The organism is Rhodanobacter sp. KK11 (genome assembly GCF_033345435.1).
Classification (GTDB): domain Bacteria; phylum Pseudomonadota; class Gammaproteobacteria; order Xanthomonadales; family Rhodanobacteraceae; genus Rhodanobacter.
The window spans coordinates 66313-86998 of the sequence record NZ_JAWPMI010000002.1 but is presented as its reverse complement, the minus strand read 5'-3'; the positions used below and the strand labels follow the sequence as shown (position 1 = coordinate 86998).

Genomic DNA, 20686 nt, shown 5'->3' with positions numbered 1-20686 from the left:
TGACCGTTTCCTGGCGCCAGCGACCCGCCCGACACGGCGCCGTGACAAGGCCGGACAGGGTTATGCAATCCACGGGAGATGCAACCTTTCGATTATAGCAGGCGCGTCAGCTCGCCTTGTTCCACGTGGAACACGCGTGCCGGCAGCTCTTGCAGCGCTGCCGGCAATTCGGTTCCGGTCAGCAGGACCTGGGCATCGGCTGCGGCCAGCAAAGACACCACCGCAGCCTGATGCGCCTGGTCCAGTTCCGAGGCCAGGTCGTCCAGACAGACGATCGGCCATTCGCCGCGATGCTCGGCGTACAGCTCGGCCTGGGCCAGCATGCAGGCCAGAGCGGCAAGTTTCTCCTGCCCTCGGGACAGATGCTCCCGCAGCGGCGCGTGCTCGAACGTGAGCGACCAGTCCGCACGGTGCGCTCCCAGCGTGGTGTGCCCGCGGGTCAGGTCCCTGCCCCGCTGCTCCTGCAGTTGTTGAGAGAGATCCAGTTCATCCGACCAGCCACGGCGATAACGCAGGTCCAGCGCCCCCAATTCGGGCAACAGGCCGGCGATGCTGGCCAGCAGCTTCGGACGCAGGCGCTCCAGGTAGGCGCGCCGCCGCAGGTCGATCTGGTGCGCAGCCTGCGCCAGTTCCGCCTCCCATGGGGCGAACAGAGCATCGGCCTGCGTCGTGGCGGAGCGCAACAGGCTGTTGCGCTGCTTCAGTGCCCGCTGATAGCGGCGCCAGCCGCCCAGGAACTCGTGTTCCACGTGGAACACACCCCAGTCCAGGTAACGGCGGCGTTCTTCCGCAGCGCCCGCGATCAGCGCATGCGACCCCGGCTCGAAGCAGACCACCGCACATTCGCTCACCAGTTGCCCTAGCGCGACATTCGCGCCGTCCAGCTTCGCCTCCCAGCGCGCTCCGTCCCGACCCAGGCCCAGGCGGGAGAGTCGCCGGTCGGCGTGGCGCAACTCGGCGAAGATGGATAACTGCGACGCGCCCCGCTGCAGCAGCGCCTCCTTCGCCCCGCTGCGAAAGGAACGGGCGTGTGACAACAGAAAAGCCGCTTCCAGCACACTGGTCTTGCCGGCACCGTTCGCACCGACGAAAACATTGAGCGCCGAATCCAGCTCCACGCCGACATCGGCCAGGCAACGCAAGCCGCGCACGCGAAGCCGTTCCAGCCTCATGCGGGGAACGCCCACAAACGGCAACGCCGGAGTCCCTGGCGGGAGCCCCGGCGTTGTCCGTGCCAGTCGCGCGCGGCGAGGGGCATGCGCTGGCCGTCAGAGCCGCAGCGGCATGATCACGTGGCGAGCCTGTTCGTTGTCGTGCTCCTGCACCAGGCAACTCGATTGGGCGTCACGCAGGCTGAGTCGCGCCTGTTCGCCGCGCAGGGCGGCCAAGGCGTCGAGCAAATAGCCCACGTTGAAGCCCACGGCCAGGTCGGAGACGTGGGTATCTGCCTCGACCTCCTCTACCGCTTCCTCCTGCTCCGGGTTGTGCGCCACGATGCGCAGCTTGCCCGGCGACAGCTCCAGTCGTACGCCACGGTATTTCTCGTTCGACAGGATCGCCGCGCGCTGCAGGGCGCCACGCAGTACCTCGCGATCCAGCGTGGCGGTCTTGTCCGCACCCAGCGGAATCACCGCTTCGTAGTCCGGGAAGCGGCCGTCGATCAGCTTGGAGGTGAATACCACGTCGCCACGTCGCACGCGCAGATGATTGCGCCCGAACTCCAGTTCGACCTGGCCATCGCCGGTTTCCAGCAAGCCGATCAGCTCGTTGACACCCTTGCGCGGGATGATGATCTGCCGGCGGGTGCTGACCGAGCTCTGCAGCCCGGTTTCCTTCATTGCCAGACGGTGGCCATCGGTGGCCACGCAGCGAAGGGTGTGCTCCTGCAGATCCAGCAGCATGCCGTTGAGGTAGTAACGCACGTCCTGGTTCGCCATCGCGAACGCGGTACGTTCCATGAGGTCACGCAACGCTTCTTCCGGCAAGCTGACTTTCTCGACCAGTTCGATTTCGTCGACGGTGGGAAACTCGCTGGCCGGCAGGGTGGTCAGCGTGAAACGGCTGCGCCCGGCGTTCAGCGCCACGCGGTCGCCGTTGAGCTTGAGTTCGATCCGCGCGCCGTCCGGCAAAGCCCGCACGATGTCGAACAGCTTGCGCGCCGGGATGGTGACTTCGCCGTCAACCAGTTTTTCCGCTTCGGTGGTGGCCACCATCTCCACTTCGAGGTCGGTGCCGGTCAACGACAGCTTGCCGTCACCCACCTTGACCAGCAGGTTGGCCAGCACAGGCAGTGTCTGGCGACGTTCGACCACACCGACGACTTGCTGCAGCGGCTTGAGCAGAGCTTCTCGCTGGATGCTGAATTGCATGACTATGCTTCCCCTATGCCTGCTGTTCTGTCTTTAAAAGAAGTTTGGTGGTTGCTGTTGGCGTGGTGGATAACTTCTCCATCCTAATTTCTCTTTTAGAATCATCATGTTGCGATGATTCGTGGCTGTGCTTGAAGGGGCTGCTTGGCGGTGGGCGATTTGTGGATAACTTCACAGGCGGATCCATCCACTCATTATCCACAGCTTGGGCCTCAGCTTATCCATAATCTTTTGCCGGGTCCGCGTTCAACCGGTCAACGTGCGGATCAGCTGCTCCCAGTCCTGGCGCATGCGCGCATCGGTCTCGATGAACTTGCGGATCGTCTTGCAGGCGTGCATCACCGTGGTGTGGTCGCGCCCGCCGAACGCCTCGCCGATCTCCGGCAGGCTGTGTTCGGTCAGTTCCTTGGACAGGGTCATCGCGATCTGGCGTGGCCGTGCCAGCGAACGCACGCGCCGCTTGGACAGCAGGTCCTGCAGGCGCACGTTGAAGTACTCGGCAGTGATCTTCTGGATGTTCGGGATGGTGACCGCCTGCGCATGCGTGGCCAACAGGTCGCGCAGGGTTTCCTCGGCGAAATCGGTGGTGATCGGCTTGCCGTAGAAGTTGGCTCGGGCTGCCAGCGTGTTCAGCGCACCTTCGAGGTCACGCACATTGGAGCGGATCCGCTTGGCCAGCAGCATCGCCACGCTTTCGTCGACCGCCACGCCTTTCTCGTGCGCCTTGGCCAGCAAAATCGCCGCGCGCGTCTCGAAATCCGGCGGCTCGATCGCCACCGACAGGCCCCAGCCCAGCCGTGACTTCAGCCGTGGCTCCAGCTTGTCCACTTCCTTCGGGTAGCGGTCGCAGGTCAGGATGATCTGCTGCTTGGACTCGAACAACGCGTTGAAGGTGTGGAAGAACTCCTCCTGCGTGGTGTCCTTGCCGGCGAAGAACTGGATATCGTCGATCAGCAGCGCGTCCACCGAACGGAAGCGCTGCTTGAACTGGTCCATGCTCTTGGCACGCAACGCCTCGATCATCGAGCCGACGAACTGCTCCGAGCGCAGGTACAGCACCTTGCAGTCCGGGTTGCGTTCGCGCATCAGGTTGCCGGCGGCGTGCATCAGGTGAGTCTTGCCCAGGCCGGTGCCGCCGTACAGCAGCAGCGGGTTGTAGGCGCGGCCCGGGTTGGTCGCCACCTGCATCGCGGCGGCCTTGCCGAGCTGGTTCGACTTGCCCTCGACGAAGGTCTCGAAGGTATAGTGCGGATCCAGGTTGTGGGTGAACGCGGGCGCCGGTGCCGTGGCGACCCGGGTCGCCGCCGGTGCCTTGGCGGTCGGCGCCGGTCGGCTTGTGCTGGAGCCGACTTCCAGCCGCACCGGGCAGGGCCGGCCGCCGAGCTGCTGCAGCATCGCCTCGATCTGTTCCAGGTAGCGTCCGCGCACGGTGTCCAGGGTGTAGGAATTCGGCGCGAACAGCTGCAGGCCGTTGGCGTCTTCGCGCGCCTGCAGCGGCATCAGCCAGGTATGCAGGTCCTCGGCGCTCAAATCGCCTTCGAGGCGCTCAAGGCAGCGCCGCCACAGATCACTCATGGATAAAACCAGCCACAGCTTTGGAAGCGCTTGCGCGCGGGGTGATGGGTTAGTCTAGCAGCCTCGCCCGCGCCCTCGGCCGCCACATATCCACACGGCTATCCACAGACGCGGTCAGGGCGTCGTCCACCGCCGTTTGACAGCGATGGCGGCGACCAAGCATACTTTCCAACCTTTTTATCCACATTCCCTTCGGAGTAAGCCATGAAGCGGACCTTCCAGCCCAGCAAGCTCAAGCGCGCTCGCACGCACGGTTTCCGTGCCCGTATGGCCACCGCCGACGGCCGCAAAGTTCTCAACGCCCGTCGCGCCAAGGGCCGCAAGCGCCTGATCCCGTAAGCGCCGATCACGTATTGGGGACGAGCCTCATGGTCACCGCCGGGCTGCCGCGCGAAGCGCGGTTACGTCGGCCGGGTGACTTCGCCGCCCTGCGGACGAGCAGCGGACGCGCAGGCGGCCGCTGTTTTCATTTGCGCTATCGCGACAACGATCTCGGTCATGCCCGGCTCGGTCTGGCGATTTCCAAGCGCGTCTCCAAGAAAGCGGTCGAGCGCAACCGGATCAAGCGGCTGCTGCGCGAGTCGTTCCGGCGCGTACGCGGTCAGTTGCCGGCGGTCGACATGATGGTGATGGCGCGCGAGCAGGCCGCCGGCGTGCCCGGGCCGCAGCTGCTGGCCGAACTCGATGGTCTGTGGAAAAAACTTCAGGCCAGCCATGCCGCGACGACCGGGCCATTGAAGCCCGCCGGCGACACCACCACAATCGAGCGCTGATCTTTTTCCTTCCTGTCTCCGCGGCGTTGACAAGTGTCGTGGCGTTATCCGGATCTGCTACGCGATGAATCAAACGCGCACCTTCCTTCTGTTCGCCCTGCTGGCCGTGGCCTACTTTCTGTTCCTGGCCTGGGAGAAGGATTACGGCCCCCAGCCACCGCCGGCCGAGGTCGCCAGTTCCGCCGCCGCGTCATCGACGGATGCTGGCGTACCGGGCGCGATCCCGACCGCCACTCCGGCCGCCGCGTCGCCGGCGATTGCCAGGGACAACGGTCCCGCCGCCGCGACGGCGCAGCTGATCACCGTCACCACCGACGTGCTCAAGCTCAGCGTGGACACCCGCGGCGGCAGCCTGGTGCACGCCGACCTGCTGGCCTACCCGCAGGCGCCACGCACGCACAAGGCGCCCAACCCGCCGCCGACCGTATTGCTGAGCAGCGACCCCGAACACTACTCGGTGGCCCAGAGCGGCCTGGTCAGCAGCAGCGACACCGCGCCGGCCGACCAGCCGAACCACCTGGCGCTGTTCCACAGCGAGAAGACCTCGTACACCCTCGCCGAGGGCCAGGACGAACTGAAGGTCGACCTCACCTGGCAGGACGCCGCCGGCCTCAGGGTCACCAAGACCTACACCTTCAAGCGCGGCAGCTACGTGATCGGCGTCAGCCAGCGCATCGACAACACCAGCGCCACGCCGTGGCAGGGCAACGCCTACCAGCAGCTGCTGCGGGTCGAGCCGCCGAAGGCCGGCAACTGGTTGGCGAACTACACCAATCCGGAAACCCGCAGTTTCCAGGGCGCCGCCTGGTATACCGGCGAGAAGTTCGAGAAACTGCCGTTCAAGGACTTTGCCGAGCCGAAGGACCAGCTCAACGCCTCGATCAAGGGCGGCTGGGCGGCGATGCTGAAGCTGTATTTCGTCACCGCCTGGATTCCGCCGGCCGACCAGACCGAGCAGTACGTCACCCAGACGATCAACCCGGACAGCGCGCACCCACGCTACCTGATCCGCACCGTCGGCCCCGCCCTCAGCGTGGCGCCGGGACAGAGCCTGACCAGCCAGTCGCGCCTGTACGTGGGCCCGAACGTGCAAGGTGCGATGGGCGCGATCGCACCGGGGCTGGACCTGACCATCGACTACGGCATGTTCAAGATCATCGCCGTGCCGATGCACTGGGTGCTGTCGCAATTCCACGCCATCTCGAAGAACTGGGGCGTGGCGATCATCCTGCTGGTGCTGCTGATCAAGGGCCTGAGCTGGAAGCTCACCGCCATCCAGTACCGCTCCAGCGCCCGCATGCGCAAGCTGCAGCCGCGCGTCCAGGCGCTCAAGGAGCGTTACGGCGACGACAAGCAGAAGATGCAGATGGCGATGATGGAGCTGTACAAGAAGGAGAAGGTCAACCCGATGGGCGGCTGCCTGCCGGTGCTGATCACCCTGCCGGTGTTCTACGGCCTGTTCTTCGTGCTCGAGTACAGCCTGGAGCTGCGCCACGCGCCGTTCCTGTGGATCCCCGACCTCAGCGCGCCCGACCCGTTCTACATCCTGCCGATCATCTACGCGATCGTGATGCTGGGCACGCAGTGGCTGAACCCGGTCGCCGCGGGCATGGACCCGACCCAGGCGAAGATGATGAAGGTGATGCCGCTGCTGTTCACCGTGATGTTCGCCTTCTTCCCCGCTGGCCTGTGCCTGTACTACGCGGTCAACGGCATCGTCGGCCTGGGCCAGCAGTGGTGGATCACCCACCATGTCGATCGCGAGGACGTGGCCAAGCCCAAGGCTGCCTGATGAAGAACGCTGGCGCTCATCCCTGATCGCCAGGCTCGAGTGAGCGGCCATCGTGGCCGCACTTCCAGCAAAAGCGGCCGCGCCGGGCAACCGCCGCGGCCGTCTTCGTTTAACCTGCCACGCATGAGCCAGAGCACCGACACCATCGCCGCCATCGCCAGTGCACCGGGCGCTGCCGGCGTGGGCGTGCTGCGCGTGTCCGGGCCGGCCGCGCCGGCGATCGCGCAAGCCCTGCTCGGCCGGCCGCCACAACCGCGCCACGCCCACTTCGTCGCGTTCCGCGACGGCGCCGGCGAGTTGATCGATCGCGGCCTGCTGCTGCACTTCCCCGCGCCCGCCTCGTACACCGGCGAGCACGTGCTGGAACTGCAGGGGCATGGCAGCGCGGTGCTGCTCGACGCGCTGTTGCGTCGCGTCTGCGAACTCGGCGCACGGCTGGCACGCCCCGGCGAATTCACCGAACGTGCGTTCCTGAACGGCAAGCTCGACCTGGCCCAGGCCGAAGCCGTCGCCGACCTGATCGCCGCGCGCTCGCAGGCCGGTGCGCGCGCCGCGCTACAGTCGATGGAAGGCGTGTTCTCGCGCAAGGTCGAGGCACTGCTTCAGGCGTTGATCGCCTTGCGTGTGCACATCGAGGCAGCGATCGACTTTCCCGAGGAGGAGATCGACTTCCTCGCCGATCCGGCCATCGCGGCTCAACTCGAGAGCCTGCGCGCCGAACTGGCCTCGCTGCTGCGCGAAGCGCAGCGCGGCGTGCGCCTGAACGACGGCCTCAAGGTGGCGATCGTCGGCCGCCCCAACGCCGGCAAGTCCAGCCTGCTCAACGCGCTGGCCGGCAGCGAGCGCGCCATCGTCACGCCGATTCCCGGCACCACCCGCGACGTGCTGCGCGAAACCCTGAGCCTGGACGGCATCGCGCTGGAACTGGCCGACACCGCCGGCCTGCGCGAGACGGAAGACGAAGTCGAACGCGAAGGCGTGCGCCGCGCACATGGCCAACTCGCCCGCGCCGACGTCGCGCTGCTGGTCAGCGACGCCGAACACGCCGGCGCCGACCTCGCCCTGCTCGACGCCCTGCCTGCCGGCGCCGAACGCGTGGTGCTGGTCAACAAGATCGACCTGGCCCACGCCGCGGCGCACGCGGAAACCCGCGACGGCATCGCTTGGCTGTGGGCCTCGGCAAAAACCGGCGAGGGCCTCGATGCCCTGCGCGACCACCTCAAGCAACTCGCCGGCGCCGGCAGCGGCGAAGGCGCCTTCAGCGCCCGCCGCCGTCACGTGATCGCGCTGGAGGCCGTGCGCGACCATCTCGATCGCACCGCCGCCATCCTTGCCACCAGCCGCGCCGGCGAACTCGCTGCCGAGGAATTGCGCCAGGCCCAGCACGCGCTGGGCGAAATCACCGGCAGCTACACCAGTGACGACCTGCTCGGCGCGATCTTCAGCTCGTTCTGCATCGGCAAGTGATCAGGCGCGTGCGAGGAAGGTGTCCAGTTCGTGACGGGTCGGCATGCCGCCCTGCGCGCCCAGTTTGGTCACCGACAGCGCCGCCGCCGCGCAGGCCTTGCGCACCGCGGTGGGCAGGCCTTCGCCCAGGAACACCGCCAGCGCGGCGTTGAAGGTGTCGCCGGCGCCGGTGCTGTCGACCACCTCGACGGCGAAGCCGGGTTGGTGTATGCACTCGCCCTGCTCGCGGTACCAGGCGCCTTCGCCGCCGCGGGTGAGCACGACGGGACAGGGCGAGCGCTGCATCAGGCTGCGGAAGTCCTCGGAAGGGTCGGCGCCGAGCAGGATCGCCAGCTCGTGCTGGTTCGGGGTGACGTAGCGGGCGAGTTTGAGCCAGTCGGTCGGCAACTTCTGCGCGGGGGCGGGATTGAGGATCACCGGCACGCCGAGGCGGTGGCCCAGGCGCAGCGTCGCTTCGACGGTTTCCAGCGGAATCTCCATCTGCACCAGCACGGCGTCGGCACGTTCGATCAGCGGCCGGGCCGCTTCGACCTGCGCGGGGGTGACGCGGGCGTTGGCGGCAGGCACCACGATGATCTGGTTCTCGCCGCCGGCGATGGTGATCGAGGCGGTGCCGCTGGCGCTGTCGTCGAGCCGCGCGACGTGTGTCAGGTCGATGTGTTCGGCGGCAAGGCCGGCATGCAACTGGTCGCCGAAGGCGTCGCGGCCGAGCGCGCCGACCAGGGCCACGTCCGCGCCCAGTCGCGCCGAGGCCACGGCCTGGTTGGCGCCCTTGCCGCCGGGCACGGTGAGGAAGTGTTCGCCGAGGATGGTCTCGCCGGGACCGACGAAACGCGGCGCCTGGGTGACCAGGTCCATGTTGATGCTGCCCACGACGACGATGCGCGTCATTTGTTGCTCCCCTGCGCCGGTTTCACGATCGAGGCGAGAGCTTAACCGCTGTGACCGGCAGGCGCGGTTTCAGCCGCGAGGGTTTCGCGAAAGAAAAGCTAAAGAGCGACCCCACCCCAGCCCTCCCCTGCGACGCAGGGGAGGGAGCAGGGCTCAGTCAGGGTGATGGCGCGCGGCCGAAGCCGGTGTCGCCGCCGGGCAGCAGGGCCGGCGCGGGGCCGGCCACGGCGAGCAGGGACTGCGCGTAGCTGTCTTCCATGCTGATGGTGGAGACCTCGTCCCAGGCGAAGAACGAGGGCTCGCGCATCCATTCCGCGTCGGGGCTCAGCTCCTGCATGTTGAAGCCGTCTTCCTCGACGTCGATCAGCCGGCCGATGTAGCAGACCTCGGACTCGTCCTCGCTGTCCACGTGCACGCCGATCACCGGCGCCTGCGCGCCGGCAGCCTGGACGACCTCGCGGATGCTGTCCAGCGGGAAGCCGCGCGGCATGCGCGGCAGGATCTGCTTCAGCGCCAGCGCCTTTTCCATGAAGACGTGATGCTTGTCCGGTGCCTCCAGCTCGGTGACGTCGCGGTGGCGCATCACGTACATGCCGTCGTAGGTGATGCCGTCGCCGACCACCCAGAGCAGGAAGAATTCGCGTCCCACACCACCCACGTAGCCGCAGAAGCTGCCGTGCTCGAGTTCCTCGCGCCACAACCGAACCAGCGTCTGTTTTTGCTGCGCCTCGCGCAACTGGGCGCGCTGGCCGATGTTTTTCAGTTCAATAATGTTGCTCACGGCGCCTATTCTAGCAGACGGGGGTAACCGGCTTGTTCAGAGGATGTAGCGGCTGAGGTCTTCGTCCTTGACCAGGCTACCCAGGCTTTTGTCTACATGTTCGGAGTCGATCATGTATTTTTCGCCGGATTTGTCCGCGGCTTCGTAGGAAATTTTCTCCAGTAGTCGTTCCATCACGGTGTGCAGCCGACGGGCGCCAATGTTCTCGGTGCGCTCGTTCACCTGGAACGCCACCTCGGCCAGCCGGTCGATGCCCGAGTCGGTGAATTCGATGGTGACGCCTTCGGTGCCGAGCAGGGCCGCGTACTGCTTGGTCAGCGCGTTGTGCGGCTCGCGCAGGATGCGCTTGAAGTCATCCACCGACAGGGCGGAAAGCTCCACCCGGATCGGCAGGCGGCCCTGCAACTCGGGGATCAGGTCCGACGGCTTGGCCAGCGAGAACGCGCCGGAGGCGATGAACAGCATGTGGTCGGTCTTCAGCGGGCCGTACTTGGTCGATACGGTGGAGCCTTCCACCAATGGCAGCAGGTCGCGCTGCACGCCTTCGCGGCTGACCCCGGAGTGGCCGTAGTCGCTGCGCTGCGCCACCTTGTCGATCTCGTCGATGAACACGATGCCGTTCTGCTCGGCCGCCTCCACCGCCTGCGCGCGGACTTCCTCGTCGTTGAGCAGCTTGCCGGCCTCCTCGTCGATCAGCAGCGGCCGCGCCAGCTTGATCGCCAGCTTGCGGCTCTGCGTCTTGGCCCCGCCCAGGCTCTGGAACATCTGGCGCAGCTGTGCACCCATCTCCTCCATGCCCGGCGGCGACATGATTTCCACGCCCACGTTCATGGCGAAATCCAGCTCGATCTCGCGCTCGTCCAGCGCGCCCTCGCGCAGCTGCTTGCGCAGCTTCTGGCGGGTCTCGCTGTCGGCCGCCGGCGCGGCGTCGTGGCTCCAGTCGGTCGGCGTCTGCCGGCGCGGCAGCAGCGCGTCGAGGATGCGGTCCTCGGCGCGGTCCTCGGCCTGGCTGCGCACGCGCCGGGCCGCCTGTTCGCGGGTCAGCTTGTAGGCCACGTCGGCGAGGTCGCGGATGATCGACTCCACGTCCTTGCCCACGTAGCCCACCTCGGTGAACTTGGTCGCCTCGACTTTCACGAACGGCGCGTTGGCCAGCGTGGCCAGGCGTCGCGCGATCTCGGTCTTGCCCACGCCGGTGGGGCCGATCATCAGGATGTTCTTCGGGGTGATCTCGTTGCGCATTTCCGCCGGCAGCTGCATGCGCCGCCAGCGGCTGCGCAGCGCCACCGCCACGGCGCGTTTGGCGTCGTGCTGGCCGATGATGTAGCGGTCGAGTTCGTTGACGATTTCGCGGGGGGTCAATTCGGACATGAAGTCACCGGGGCCGTTCGTGCGTGGGGAGGCGCAGCGGAGTGCGCGAACCGTGTGCGAGTGAGAGGCAGCGCTTTGCGCTTACAGCTCTTCGATCGACACGTTGTGGTTGGTGTAGATGCAGATGTCGCCGGCGATCTTCAGCGCCTTCTCGACGATGGTGCGCGCATCCAGTTCAGTGTTTTCCAGCAGGGCCATCGCGGCGGACTGGGCGAACGGGCCGCCGGAGCCGATCGCGATCAAGCCATGCTCGGGTTCCACCACGTCGCCGTTGCCGGAGATCAGCAGCGAGACTTCACTGTCGGCCACCGCCAGCATCGCCTCGAGCCGGCCGAAGCGGCGGTCGGTGCGCCACTCCTTGGCCATCTCCACGGCGGCGCGGGTGAGGTTGTTGTTGTGTTTCTCCAGCTTCTGCTCGAACAGCTCGAACAGGGTGAACGCATCGGCGGTGGCGCCGGCGAAGCCGGCTACCACGCCGCCGGTCTTGCCGAGGCGGCGCACCTTGCGCGCGTTGCCCTTCATCACCGTGTTGCCCAGCGTGACCTGGCCGTCACTGCCGATCACGACGCGGCCTTCGCGGCGCACGCAGACGATGGTGGTGGCGTGGAACGATTCCATGGGAGCTCCGCAGGAAGAGGTCGAGCCGATGAGATGGGGCCGCGAGGGGTGGGCTTCAATGTCGGGCCTCCGGCTCCTCCCCCTGCTTGCAGGGGGAGGGAGATGTCCGGACGTCACGGCTTGCGTTTGGCGCGCGGATGCGCCGCGTCGTAGACCTTCGCCAGGTGCTGGAAATCCAGGTGGGTGTAGATCTGCGTGGTGGCGATGTCGGCGTGGCCGAGCAGTTCCTGTACCGCGCGCAGGTCACCGGAGGATTCCAGCATGTGGCTGGCGAAGGTGTGGCGCAGCAGGTGCGGATGGATGTGTTTCGGCATGCCTTGCGCGCGCGCAAGCTTGTCCATGCGCAGCTGCACCGTGCGCGGGTTGATCGCTGCGCCGCCGCGGCCGCGAAACACCGGCGCATCCGCTGCCATGCCCTGTTCCGCGCCGAGCGCGCGCAACGCGGCGACGGCGTGGCGGCCGACCGGCACGATGCGCGTCTTGCCGCCCTTGCCGAGCACGCGTACCTCGCCCTCGTCCAGGCTGAGGTCGAGCCAGTGCAGGCCGACCAGTTCGGACAGGCGCAGCCCGCTGGAATAGAACAGCTCCAGCATCGCGCGGTCGCGCGTGGCCGTCGCGCCGTCGCCGCCGGCCTCGACCAGCGCACCGGCCTCGTCCACGTCGAGCACTTCGGGCAGCTTGCGGCGTACCTTCGGGCCGCGCACGCCGAGCAGCGGGTCGTGCGCCAGCAGTCCTTCGCGGCCGAGCTGGCGGAACAGGCTGCGGCAGGACGACAGCAGGCGCTGCAGGCTCTTCGGCGAGAGCCCGTCACGATGCTCGCCGGCGATGAAGGTGCGCATGCGGTTCGCGTCCAGCGCGTCGAACGAAGCCAGTCCCTGTGCCTGCATGAAACGCAGCAGCTTGGCCAGGTCGCGGCGGTAGCCGGCCACCGTGTGCGGCGAGGCGTGCCGCTCGCCGGCCAGGCGCGCGAGCCACTGCTCGACCTGTTGTGCGGGGGTCATCGTCGGCTCAGGAGATATCCCGCGAGCGGGCCAGCGCGGCGGTGATGGTGGCCGAGATCATCTTCAGGAACAGCGTGCCCATGCCGGGCTGGAAACGGTCCGGGTTGGTGCTGCCGATCGCCAGCATGCCGCAGTCGCCCAGGCGCATCAGCGCGACCGAGCGGATCTGCCCGGCGTCGACGCCGAACAGGCGTTCGAGCTTGTCGGCGGACAGGCGGCCGGACACCGGCTCGTTCTTTCGCAGGAATTCGCCGAATTCCGGCAGCGCGGCAGCGCCGCCGGGAATCTGCTGCAGCCAGTCCGCGCGCGGCAGCCGCGGCTCGTCGCCGAACAGCAGCAGGCGCACCTGCTCGGTATGGAAATCGGCGCTGAGCTTGGCGACCACCGTGCGTGCGGTCACCTCCATCGTGTTCGCCCGCAGCAGCGCCACGGTGAGCGCATGCACGCGCTCCATCAGCTTCTCGTTCTCGGCGGCGATCGCGATCAGCTCGGCCAGTTGGCGTTCGAGTTCCGCGTTCTTGTCGCGCAGGCTCTGCAGCTGGTACACCGCCAGCGAGGACACCGCACCGCCCTGCTCGCGCGGCGGCATGGTCAGTTTGGCGGCCAGTTCCGGGTATTCGCTGAGGAACTCCGGATGGCGCTTCAGGTAGGCGGCGACCACGCGGGCCTGGGTGGCGTCGTCGAGCAGGGTGGCTGTCATGCGCAAAAGTCCTCGAACCGTGGCGGGCGCGCGAGGGAAGCGTGCCGTCTTCGCCGGAGTGTGCGATGGACGCGGGCGCGCTTCAACCGTCGCGCCGGGCGGCGGCGGGCGGAACCGGCCATTCGCCCTCGAATGCGAACGCGGCCGGGCCGGTCATCCACAGCGTGTGGCCGGGGCCGGCCCAGTCGATGCGCAGCGTGCCGCCGGGCAGTTCCACCTGCACGCGGTCGTCGACCGCGCCGCGCCGGTGCAGCACCGCCATCGCGGCGCAGGCGCCGGTGCCGCAGGCCAGGGTCCAGCCGGCGCCGCGCTCGTGCACACGCAGGCGCAGGTGGCCGCGATCGAGCCGCTGCACGAAGCCGGCGTTGGCGCCCTGCGCGAAGCGCGGGTGGCAAGTCAGCAGCGGGCCGAGCCGTTGCAGCGCGGGGTCGGCGAGCTCGTCCACTGCCACCACCGCGTGCGGGTTGCCCATCGACACCGCGCCGACATCTAGCGCCTCGCCGCCTACGGCGAGCTCGTAATGATCGGCCGCGGCGTCGGCCGCGAACGGGATCCGCGCCGGTTCGAACACCGGCTCGCCCATGTCCACGGTAACCTCGGTCGGGCCGAGCAGGCGCACCGTCACCGGGCCGGACGGGCTCTCGATGGTCACGTCCTCGCCCAGCGCCAGCGCGCCGGCGCGATGCAGCCACGCCGCCACGCAGCGCACGCCGTTGCCGCACTGGCCGGACGGCGAGCCGTCGGCGTTCCAGATGCCGTAGTAGAACGCGCAGTCCGGGTCGCGCGCGGGTTCCACGCTGAGCAGCTGGTCGAAGCCCACGCCGGTGTGGCGGTCGGCCAGCGCGCGGATCTGCGCCGCATCCAGCGGAAATGCGCGCTGGCGGCAATCCAGCACGACGAAGTCGTTGCCGATGCCGTGCATTTTAGAGAAGCGCAGTGGCATGGGCGGAATCAGTATTGCCCGGCCGTCGGTTCGTCGACGCTGGCCGGCAGCGCGGGCGTGGCCGGCTTCACCGTGGTCGAGGCGGCGGCGGGCTGGCTCGGTAGCACCAGCGGCCCCTTGTTGCCGCAGCCGGCAAGCGCGGCGAGGGCGAGGCAGAGCGGCAGCAGCAGGAAGGTTCGGTGCATGGGCGGGGTACTCGGCGGACGGACGCAGTATAGCGAGGCGCGGCGCCGCGCCCACGACAACGCCCGTTATGATGCGCGCACGAAGCGCCCGACGAGGCGGCGAGGGAACCCTGATGGACTGGAGCGCGCTGCTGCGCATGCCGATGACCGTGCTGCTGGTGCTGGCGGCGGTGTTCGGGTTGATCACCCTGGTGCAGCTGGTGGCCCTGCGCCAGCGCCTGTACGGCGGCCGCCCGTTGGCCGCCAGCTGGCGCGCGCTGCTGTGCCTGGCCTGCTTCGCGCTGACCCTGCTGCTGGCCGGCGCCGGCTGTGCGCTGCGCGGCTACCGGCTGCTCGGCGAGGAGGCGCCGGTGGTCGAGATCGACGCGCGCATTTTGTCGCCGCAACGCTGGGCGCTCACCCTCAGCTGGCCCGACGGCAGCACGCGCCAGGTGCAGCTGGCCGGCGACGACTGGCGCATCGAGGCGATCGTGTTGAAGTGGAAGCTGCCTGCCCTGCTGGCCGGCGTGCCGCCGCTGTACCGGCTCGACCGCCTGTCCGGCCGCTACGACGATCCGGCGCAGGAAGCCGAGGCGCCGCGCACGGTGATCGGCTTCGGCGAAGCCGGCGCGTTCGACCTGCTCAACCTGAAAAAGCAGTATCCGGGCTGGGTACCGGAGATCGACACCGTCTACGGCAGCGGCGCCTTCCTGCCGCTGGTCGACCAGGGCCACTACAGCGTCAGCCTGATGCGCAGCGGCGCACTGGTGGCGCGGCCGGACGAGGCTACCGAGCGGCGCATCAGGCAACCGCTGGGCGGCTGAAGCGCGCCAAACCGTGCGGGCGCAGCCGGCGCAGACGTGCATTCGAACGAACAGGTCATCGCCCTGGTCGGGTCCGGCGGCAGCTCCCTGCCGCAACATCCGCCGTTCGGGCGCATCTGCGGATGGGGCTCTCCGGCAGTGCTGGGGAAAATTCGTGGCGGGCTTTCAGTCCAGCGTTTTCTCGTAGCGCCAGGCGTCCGCGCCGTCTTCGTAGTATTGCGCGTAGCGACCGATGCGCCGGAAGCCGTGGCGTTCGTACAGGCCGATCGCGGCCGCGTTGTCGGTGCGCACTTCCAGCCGCAGCGCGCGACTGCCGCGGCGACGGGCGGTCACCGCGGCCGCTTCCAGCAAGGCTGCGCCGACACCCTTGCCGCGGGCTTCGGGCTGGGTCGCCAGCGAGTACAGGCGCGCCACGGTGCTGCGCTTGCGGAAGAACAGCACGGCGCTGCCGAGGAAAAGGTGATGGTTGGCGCTGGCCACCAGCACCAGGGCGGAGTCGCTGTCCAGGTGGCGGCGGTACTGCGCGCGGCTCAGCCGGTCGCTGCAGAAGCTGCGCTGCTCCAGCGCGACCAGATCGTCCAGGTCGGAGCCGGTGGCGCGGCGCACGTGCGGCTTGGCGGAGGCGGGTGGCGTGGGCAGGGTAGTCGACACGCGCGGACTCTAGCAGCCGGGGCGTGTGCGCGGGCAATTTCGGCGCCGGCCGGCCGGTGCCGGCACCGTTCATTCGTGCTTCAGCGCTTTCCCTTGTGTCGTGCCGGTGCTGTGCCAAACTGCGCGCTTTGCACGCCCCGCCGCGCCCGCGCGGGTCCTTCCGCCGTCGCCGTATCCCCCGAGTGGTGCCATGACCCGTCTGGTCGTCGTTGTCGAAAAAGCCTCGGACTGGAGTTCGTACTACCCGTCCGTCGACGTGATGAGCGCGATGGACTACCTGCGCACGCCGGTCGGCGGCGACGACGAGCGCACCCACGTGATCAACCTGTGCCGCAGCTACAAGTACCTGGGCACCGGCTACTACGTGTCGCTGCTGGCCGAGGCGCGCGGGCACAAGGTGATGCCGTCGGTGCGCACGGTGAACGACCTGCGCCGGCGCTCGCTGTACGGCCTGGACATCGACGATCTCAACCAGAAACTCACCCACTTCCTGCCGGCCGGCGGCCGCGACACCACCGACTTCGGCATCCTGGTCTACTTCGGCGAAACCGCCTACCCGGCGTTGCAGGACCTGGCCCGGCAGGTGTTCGAAATGTTCCCCTGCCCGCTGCTGCGCATCGAGTTCGAGCGCGACCGCGTGTGGCAGGTCAGCTCGATCAAGCCGGTCGGCCTGCATACCCTGGTCGACACGCAGGAGGACGCGTTCGCCGAGGAGCTCGACCGCTTCTCGCGCAAGTTGTGGCGCAAGCCGCGCGCGCGGCGCCAGTACCGCTACGACCTGGCGATGCTGGTCGACCCGGCCGAGCAGATGCCGCCATCGAACAAGAAGGCGCTGAAATCCTTCGTCGCTGCCGGCAGGGAACTCGGCATCGAGGTCGACCCGATCGGCAAGAACGACTACCAGCGGCTGGCCGAATACGACGGCCTGTTCATCCGCGAAACGACCGCATCCGACAATCACACCTACCGCTTCGCCCACCGTGCCGAGAAGGAAGGCATGGTGGTGATCGACGACCCCAGCTCGATCCTGCGTTGTACCAACAAGATCTACCTCAACGACCTGATGGTCTCGCGCAAACTGGCGGTGCCGCGCACCGAGATCCTCTACCGCGACGACAGCAAGGGCATGAAGGAAGTGGTGGCCCGGCTCGGCTTCCCGCTGGTGCTGAAGATCCCGGACGGCTCGTTCTCGCGCGGCGTGGTCAAGGTCGAGGACGAGGCGGCGCTGGCGCACTCGGCCAGCGGGCTGTTCCAGCACAGCGCGTTGCTGCTGGCGCAGGAATACGTCTACACCGAGTTCGACTGGCGTATCGGCGTGCTCAACCGCGAGCCGATCTACGCCTGCAAGTACTACATGTCGCGCGGCCACTGGCAGATCTACAACCATGGCGCCAAGGGCACGGCGAAATCCGGCGGCTTCGAGACCATCGCGCTGAAGGACGCGCCGGCCGCGGTGGTCAAGCTGGCGCTGAAGGCGACCCAGCCGATCGGCGACGGCCTCTACGGCGTCGACCTGAAGCAGGTCGGCAACCGGCCGGTGGTGATCGAGGTGAACGACAACCCGTCGATCGACGCCGGCGTCGAGGACGCCTACCTTGGCGACGAGCTGTACCTGCGCGTCATGCGCGAATTCCTGCGCCGGATGGAGCGCAAGCGCCAGGGTGGCGCTGCCCTCTGACGGCCGGCGCGCTCCCCGCGCGCCCTTCGGGTGGGGCGCCTTTCCCGTTCTAATGCCAGGCCACGCCGTGAGCCCCGCGCCGGCGCGGCCGGCACAACACCAGCAGCTGTCGCGGCAGCGCAGGTTCCAGCGCCAGCAGCACGACCAGCGGTGCGCCGAGCAGCCAGAACGCCGGCGTCCAGCCGAGCAGGTCGGTGTGCGCGGGTACCAGCGTGCTCAGCAGCAACGCGCCGCCGCCAAGCAGCCACAGCATGGCGGCGCCAAGCAGGCGTTGCTGGTGTGGGGAAGACAAGGCTGGCGTGCGCATGGGCGGTCTCCTCGGCAAGGTGACCGCAGATTGCCGCGTTCCCATCTCACCGATTGCGACGTGATGGCGGCTTGTAGAATGAAGCCAGGTAACCATCAGGGAATCCCCATGCCAGCTGCCCAGTTCGCCGTGTTCGGCCATCCGATCGGCCACTCGCTGTCGCCGCAGATCCATCGGGCGTTCGCGCAACAGTTCGGCATCGAGCTGGAGTACCGCGCGATCGACGTGGCGCCGGCCGGGTTTGCGGCGGCCGTGCAGCGTTTCTTCGCCGACGGCGGCCGCGGCGCCAACGTCACCCTGCCGCACAAGGCCGCCGCCTTCGCGCTGGCCGACGAACGCAGCGCGGCGGCCACGCGCGCCGGCAGCGCCAACGTGCTGACCGCACTGGCCGATGGCCGGCTGGCCGCGCACAACACCGACGGCGACGGCCTGGTACGCGACCTCACCGAGCGCCACCACGTGGACCTGCGCGGCCACACCGCCCTGCTGCTGGGCGCCGGTGGCGCCGCGCACGGCGTGGCCTGGAATCTGCTGGACGCCGGCGTGGAGACGCTGACCATCGTCAGCCGCACCGCCGAGAGCGCCGATGCGCTGGCCGACGCGATCGGCGAGCCGGCGCGCGCGCATACCCGCTACTGGTCAGACCTGGCCGACATCGGCAGCTACGACCTGATCATCAACGCCACCTCGGCCGGCGTGCTCGGTGCGTCGCTGCAGCTGCCGTCGTCGCTGGTCGGTGCACGCGCGCTGTGTTACGACCTTTCCTACGGCGCGGCCGCCAGCAGCTTCCTGAGCTGGGCGAAAACCGCCGGCGCGCGTTACGCGTTCGACGGCCTCGGCATGCTGGTGGAAACCGCTGCCGATGCATTCGAGCTGTGGCATGGCCGGCGGCCGGACACCGAGCCGGTGTACCAGGCGCTGCGCCGGCAGAACGCTTGAACGCACTGGCGTGCCGCGTCGGCTGCGGCGCCTGCTGCATCGCCCCGTCGATCAGCTCGCCGATCCCCGGCATGCCCGATGGCAAGCCGGCCGGCGCCCGCTGCGTGCAGCTCACCGACGACAACCTCTGCGCGATCTTCGGCCGCCCCGAGCGCCCCGCCGTGTGCGCCAGCCTGCGCGCCGAGCCGGCGATGTGCGGCACCGACCGCGGTCATGCGCTGGCCTGGCTGGCGCGGCTGGAAGCAGCCACGGCGGCGCGTTGACGCGATGCCGCCACACGACTGCAACACCGCCTCGCTAACGTGGCGGCATCCGCCGGGAGTACGTCGATGACGGAGACTCCAGCGCGCGGCTATCGTTTGCGCAGCAGGTGTCATGCCCCGTTTCCTCTTCGCCGTATTGCACCGATACGCGCTCGCCCTGCTGTGCCTGTCGTTGCTGGCCGCGGCTGGCGGCATTTTCTGGTACAGCCGGGCGACCGCGGACGCCGCGCCGAACGCCGCCGCCGCGGCATCCGCCGAGTGGACGGATGCGCCGGCCGACGATACGCGAAGCGGCAGCGACATCCTGCTCGGGCTGGCCCGCGAGGCGATGCACGATGGCCGCCTGCTGGCGCCGGCCGGCAGCAACGCCTGGGAGTTCTACCTCAGCGTGCTGCAGCTGGAACCGCAGAATCGGGTGGCGCAGGAGGCATTGCGCGAGTCCTTCCCGCGCGCGGCGAACGAAATCGAACGCACCATCAATCGCCGGGAACTGGAGGAAGCGCGCCGCGAGATCGACCTGCTGCGCGAATTCGACCGCGACAACTTCACGCTGGCCCTGCTCGGCGGCAAGCTCTCCGCTGCGCGCAACATCGTGATGCGGCAGCACGAGGCCGAAGCCGAACGTATCCGCCAGGCGAACGCCGCGCGCGGTGCGAGGTGATTCCGCGCCCGGGTCAGCGCAGCAACGGCCCGGCCTTCTTCAGCAGCAGCGCAACCAGTTCCGGCTGCATGAACGCGTAGCGGTCGGGGATGTCCAGGCAGACTACCCGCTTGCCCCTGAGCAGGGCGCGATGGCGCGCCTGCAGCCGGCGGCGGTGGCTGGCCTCCATCACCACGATCAGCTCGGCCCAGCCCAGCTGCTCGGCCGTCAGTACCGTCTGTGCATCGTCGGCCAAGCCGGCGGAGTCGACTTCGAGATCCGGCCATGTGCCGAATACCTGCTCCGCGGTGGGACTGCGCAGGCGGTTGCGGCTGCACAGGAACAGTACGCGTCGCGGTGCCATCAGGCGGACGCCAGATACTCGTCTTTCAGGCGCACGTAGTGGTCGGCGGAATAGTGCAGGTGCTCGATCTGGCGATCGCTGAGCAGGCGCACGAACTTCGCCGGGTTGCCCAGCCACAGTTCGCGCTCGCCGACCACCTTGCCCGGCGGAATCAGCGCGCCGGCGCCGACGAAACCGTACTTGTGCACCACCGCGCCGTCCAGCACGCTGGCGTGCATGCCGATCAGGCAGTAGTCGCCGATCGTGCAGGCGTGCACCACCGCGGCGTGGCCGACGGTGACGCCCTCGCCGATCAGGCACGGGTAGCCCGGACCGTACGGGCCGGCGTGGGCGACGTGCACGATGCTGCCGTCCTGGATGCTGGTTCTCGCGCCGACGCGGATGTGGTTGACGTCGCCGCGCAGCACCGCGCCCGGCCAGATCGAGACGTCGTCGCCCAGCACCACGTCGCCGATCACGCTGGCGGCGGGGTCGACGTAGACGCGTTGGCCGAGGGTGGGCGCGATGCCCTTGAAGCTGCGCAGGGGGCTCATCCGGGCATTCTAGCGGCGCGGCCGCATCGTCACGTCGTCGCG

Annotated in this window: 24 protein-coding genes; 9 read left to right on the top strand and 15 right to left on the bottom strand. The window is 68.3% G+C overall.

All coding sequences use genetic code 11. The features are described from left to right. Positions 1-92: 92 nt before the first annotated feature. The 3 genes from recF to dnaA all read right to left on the bottom strand — a co-directional run bounded on the left by recF (position 93) and on the right by dnaA (position 3944). Positions 93-1172 carry a DNA replication/repair protein RecF gene (recF, locus tag R5H19_RS06830; RefSeq protein WP_318158240.1) on the bottom strand — a complete coding sequence of 360 codons (1080 nt, stop codon included), beginning with the start codon at positions 1170-1172 and terminating at the stop codon, positions 93-95. Positions 1173-1268: 96 nt separating this feature from the next. Next, positions 1269-2369: a DNA polymerase III subunit beta gene (gene dnaN, locus R5H19_RS06825; protein WP_318158239.1), complete on the bottom strand. Its 1101-nt coding sequence runs from the start codon at positions 2367-2369 to the stop codon at positions 1269-1271. A gap of 246 nt (positions 2370-2615) precedes the next feature. Next, on the bottom strand, positions 2616-3944 hold the full coding sequence (gene dnaA / locus R5H19_RS06820; RefSeq protein WP_318158238.1) for a chromosomal replication initiator protein DnaA: 1329 nt from the start codon (positions 3942-3944) through the stop codon (positions 2616-2618). Positions 3945-4148: 204 nt separating this feature from the next. Between dnaA and rpmH the strand changes: the two genes are divergently transcribed. The 4 genes from rpmH (at position 4149) to mnmE (ending at position 7976) form a co-directional block, all read left to right on the top strand. Then, the gene (gene rpmH / locus R5H19_RS06815; RefSeq protein ID WP_007510029.1) at positions 4149-4283 is read left to right on the top strand and encodes a 50S ribosomal protein L34; all 135 of its coding nucleotides are present in this window, start codon (positions 4149-4151) and stop codon (positions 4281-4283) included. 29 nt (positions 4284-4312) lie between these two features. Next, on the top strand, positions 4313-4717 hold the full coding sequence (gene rnpA / locus R5H19_RS06810) for a ribonuclease P protein component (RefSeq protein WP_318158236.1): 405 nt from the start codon (positions 4313-4315) through the stop codon (positions 4715-4717). 64 nt (positions 4718-4781) lie between these two features. Continuing rightward, complete coding sequence (yidC, locus tag R5H19_RS06805; protein ID WP_318158235.1) at positions 4782-6509, top strand: membrane protein insertase YidC; 1728 nt, start codon at positions 4782-4784, stop codon at positions 6507-6509. 123 nt (positions 6510-6632) lie between these two features. After that, positions 6633-7976 (top strand): tRNA uridine-5-carboxymethylaminomethyl(34) synthesis GTPase MnmE, encoded by a 1344-nt coding sequence (mnmE, locus tag R5H19_RS06800; RefSeq protein ID WP_318158234.1) that lies wholly within the window; start codon positions 6633-6635, stop codon positions 7974-7976. Here mnmE and rbsK read toward each other — a convergent pair whose 3' ends face one another. The 8 genes from rbsK to R5H19_RS06760 form a co-directional block, all read right to left on the bottom strand. After that, complete coding sequence (gene rbsK / locus R5H19_RS06795; protein ID WP_318158233.1) at positions 7977-8867, bottom strand: ribokinase; 891 nt, start codon at positions 8865-8867, stop codon at positions 7977-7979. It abuts the gene before it with no gap. A 157-nt stretch (positions 8868-9024) separates the two neighbouring features. Next, positions 9025-9648: a hypothetical protein gene (locus tag R5H19_RS06790; protein WP_318158232.1), complete on the bottom strand. Its 624-nt coding sequence runs from the start codon at positions 9646-9648 to the stop codon at positions 9025-9027. Positions 9649-9684: 36 nt separating this feature from the next. Next, positions 9685-11019 carry an ATP-dependent protease ATPase subunit HslU gene (gene hslU / locus R5H19_RS06785; RefSeq protein WP_318158231.1) on the bottom strand — a complete coding sequence of 445 codons (1335 nt, stop codon included), beginning with the start codon at positions 11017-11019 and terminating at the stop codon, positions 9685-9687. Positions 11020-11100: 81 nt separating this feature from the next. Further along, positions 11101-11637 carry an ATP-dependent protease subunit HslV gene (gene hslV, locus R5H19_RS06780; protein WP_318158230.1) on the bottom strand — a complete coding sequence of 179 codons (537 nt, stop codon included), beginning with the start codon at positions 11635-11637 and terminating at the stop codon, positions 11101-11103. 113 nt (positions 11638-11750) lie between these two features. After that, positions 11751-12638 (bottom strand): tyrosine recombinase XerC, encoded by an 888-nt coding sequence (gene xerC / locus R5H19_RS06775; RefSeq protein WP_318158229.1) that lies wholly within the window; start codon positions 12636-12638, stop codon positions 11751-11753. 7 nt (positions 12639-12645) lie between these two features. Next, the gene (locus R5H19_RS06770) at positions 12646-13338 is read right to left on the bottom strand and encodes a DUF484 family protein (protein ID WP_318158228.1); all 693 of its coding nucleotides are present in this window, start codon (positions 13336-13338) and stop codon (positions 12646-12648) included. An 82-nt stretch (positions 13339-13420) separates the two neighbouring features. Beyond that, positions 13421-14281 carry a diaminopimelate epimerase gene (gene dapF, locus R5H19_RS06765; RefSeq protein ID WP_318158227.1) on the bottom strand — a complete coding sequence of 287 codons (861 nt, stop codon included), beginning with the start codon at positions 14279-14281 and terminating at the stop codon, positions 13421-13423. Between the two features lie 8 nt (positions 14282-14289). Further along, complete coding sequence (locus tag R5H19_RS06760) at positions 14290-14466, bottom strand: lipoprotein (protein WP_318158226.1); 177 nt, start codon at positions 14464-14466, stop codon at positions 14290-14292. A 113-nt stretch (positions 14467-14579) separates the two neighbouring features. On the opposite strand from R5H19_RS06760, the gene R5H19_RS06755 reads away from it, so the two are divergent. Further along, positions 14580-15269 (top strand): hypothetical protein, encoded by a 690-nt coding sequence (locus R5H19_RS06755; RefSeq protein ID WP_318158225.1) that lies wholly within the window; start codon positions 14580-14582, stop codon positions 15267-15269. Positions 15270-15434: 165 nt separating this feature from the next. Here the strand turns inward: R5H19_RS06755 and R5H19_RS06750 are convergent, their stop codons facing one another. Beyond that, positions 15435-15920, bottom strand: a complete 486-nt coding sequence (locus R5H19_RS06750) for an N-acetyltransferase (protein ID WP_318158224.1) — start codon at positions 15918-15920, stop codon at positions 15435-15437. A gap of 190 nt (positions 15921-16110) precedes the next feature. On the opposite strand from R5H19_RS06750, the gene R5H19_RS06745 reads away from it, so the two are divergent. Beyond that, on the top strand, positions 16111-17598 hold the full coding sequence (locus R5H19_RS06745) for a RimK family protein (RefSeq protein WP_318158223.1): 1488 nt from the start codon (positions 16111-16113) through the stop codon (positions 17596-17598). Positions 17599-17647: 49 nt separating this feature from the next. Here R5H19_RS06745 and R5H19_RS06740 read toward each other — a convergent pair whose 3' ends face one another. Beyond that, the gene (locus R5H19_RS06740; RefSeq protein WP_318158222.1) at positions 17648-17905 is read right to left on the bottom strand and encodes a hypothetical protein; all 258 of its coding nucleotides are present in this window, start codon (positions 17903-17905) and stop codon (positions 17648-17650) included. A 108-nt stretch (positions 17906-18013) separates the two neighbouring features. Between R5H19_RS06740 and aroE the strand changes: the two genes are divergently transcribed. The 3 genes from aroE to R5H19_RS06725 all read left to right on the top strand — a co-directional run bounded on the left by aroE (position 18014) and on the right by R5H19_RS06725 (position 19768). Further along, positions 18014-18844: a shikimate dehydrogenase gene (gene aroE, locus R5H19_RS06735; RefSeq protein WP_318158221.1), complete on the top strand. Its 831-nt coding sequence runs from the start codon at positions 18014-18016 to the stop codon at positions 18842-18844. 5 nt (positions 18845-18849) lie between these two features. After that, positions 18850-19107, top strand: coding sequence for a YkgJ family cysteine cluster protein (locus R5H19_RS06730; RefSeq protein ID WP_318158435.1), 258 nt, complete (start codon positions 18850-18852; stop codon positions 19105-19107). 112 nt (positions 19108-19219) lie between these two features. Beyond that, a complete protein-coding gene (locus tag R5H19_RS06725; protein ID WP_318158220.1) occupies positions 19220-19768 on the top strand; it encodes an energy transducer TonB in 549 nt (182 codons plus the stop codon). Between the two features lie 13 nt (positions 19769-19781). Here R5H19_RS06725 and R5H19_RS06720 read toward each other — a convergent pair whose 3' ends face one another. Then, positions 19782-20111, bottom strand: a complete 330-nt coding sequence (locus tag R5H19_RS06720) for a low molecular weight protein tyrosine phosphatase family protein (RefSeq protein ID WP_318158219.1) — start codon at positions 20109-20111, stop codon at positions 19782-19784. Beyond that, positions 20111-20644, bottom strand: a complete 534-nt coding sequence (locus R5H19_RS06715; protein ID WP_318158218.1) for a gamma carbonic anhydrase family protein — start codon at positions 20642-20644, stop codon at positions 20111-20113. The genes R5H19_RS06720 and R5H19_RS06715 overlap by 1 nt, the downstream gene beginning before the upstream one ends. Positions 20645-20686: the final 42 nt, after the last annotated feature.